Genomic DNA, 1295 nt, shown 5'->3' with positions numbered 1-1295 from the left:
CCCGTTCCCCTCCGAAGGTTCCTCCCGCCACGCCGGCGACGGCCTCGGGGAGCACGGCGTCCGCGAGCTGCTGGGAGGGGCCCTGAAGATCGACGAACTGGCCGTCCACCCCGACCACGCCCGCCGGGGCCTCGGCCTCGCCCTGCTGAACGCGGTGTCCGCGGCGGCCCCCGGCGGCCGGAGCTGGTTGTTCACCGTGGCTGCTGCGGACGGGCCGCTGGACTTCTACCTGCGGCACGGCTGGAGCCCGGTCACCAGCCCGGCGCCGGACGCCGGCGGCGTGGTCGTCATGCTGGGCCCCCACCACCCGGGAGCACCGGCGCCGGCCCACCGCGAAGCACCGGCCGCAGCCGGACACTGACGTCCTCCGCGCTCGCGGTCCCCCGCGCTCGTGGTCTCCAGCCTCCCGCCTCCCGTGCTCGGCGATCAGCGCGGCGGACCCGCCGCCGCGTTTCACCGGCGATGCGGACGGGAAGGCGCGCTCGCGCAACGACGCCCGCGAGCTGAGGCGGTACCGGCTGTGGACCCCGTGGAAGCACTTCGGCGGATCGCCTTCCTCCTGGAGTGGAACGGAGCCTCGCCCTACCGGGTCCGGGCCTTCCACACGGCCGCCGACGCCGCCCGCGGCCTCCCGCCCGGCCCGGTGCCCGCCGCCCGGGCGCAGCAGCTCCGCGGGGTCGGACCGGTCACCGCCGCCGTGATCGCCGAAGCCTCTGCCGGCCGGACGCCGGCCTACCTCGCCGACCTGGCGACGGCGGCCGGACCGGCCGGGCAGGCCGGCTGGGATCTCGCCGCCGCGGCGCAGGGCGACTGCCACCTGCACTCCGACTGGTCCGACGGCGGCCACCCCATCGAGGAGATGGCCGAGGCCGCCCGCGAGCTCGGCCACCGCTGGGCCGTACTCACCGACCACTCGCCCCGGCTGACCATCGCCCACGGGCTGAGTCCCGACCGCCTGCGGCTCCAGCTGGACACGGTCGCGGCGTACAACGCGGTGGCCGACGGCGGATTCCGCCTGCTCACCGGGATCGAGTGCGACATCCTGGAGGACGGCTCCCTGGACCAGGAGCCGGAGCTGCTCGACCGGCTCGACGTGGTGGTGGTCTCGGTCCACTCGAAGCTGCGCTCCGACCCGGAGCCGATGACCGACCGGATGCTGTCGGCCGTGCGCAATCCCCGGGCGGACGTCCTCGGACACTGCACCGGCCGGATCGTGACCGGCCGCGGCCGGCCACAGTCGCGCTTCGACGCCGCGGCCGTCTTCGCCGCCTGCGCCGACGCCGGAACGGCGGTGG

2 protein-coding genes are annotated in these 1295 nt (G+C 76.4%); both read left to right on the top strand.

Going from position 1 to position 1295, the window contains the following annotated elements:
- The coding region (locus MCM47_RS40955) for a GNAT family N-acetyltransferase (RefSeq protein ID WP_238951852.1) at positions 1-361 on the top strand (361 nt) is incomplete at its 5' end.
- A 159-nt stretch (positions 362-520) separates the two neighbouring features.
- Positions 521-1295: PHP domain-containing protein (locus tag MCM47_RS40950; protein ID WP_238951851.1), on the top strand; the 775-nt coding region annotated here is incomplete at its 3' end.

The organism is Kitasatospora sp. A2-31, from assembly GCF_022288725.1.
Taxonomy (GTDB): Bacteria; Actinomycetota; Actinomycetes; order Streptomycetales; family Streptomycetaceae; genus Kitasatospora.
The sequence above is the reverse complement of the archived record's forward strand: the minus strand, read 5'-3'. Positions and strand labels throughout refer to the sequence as shown.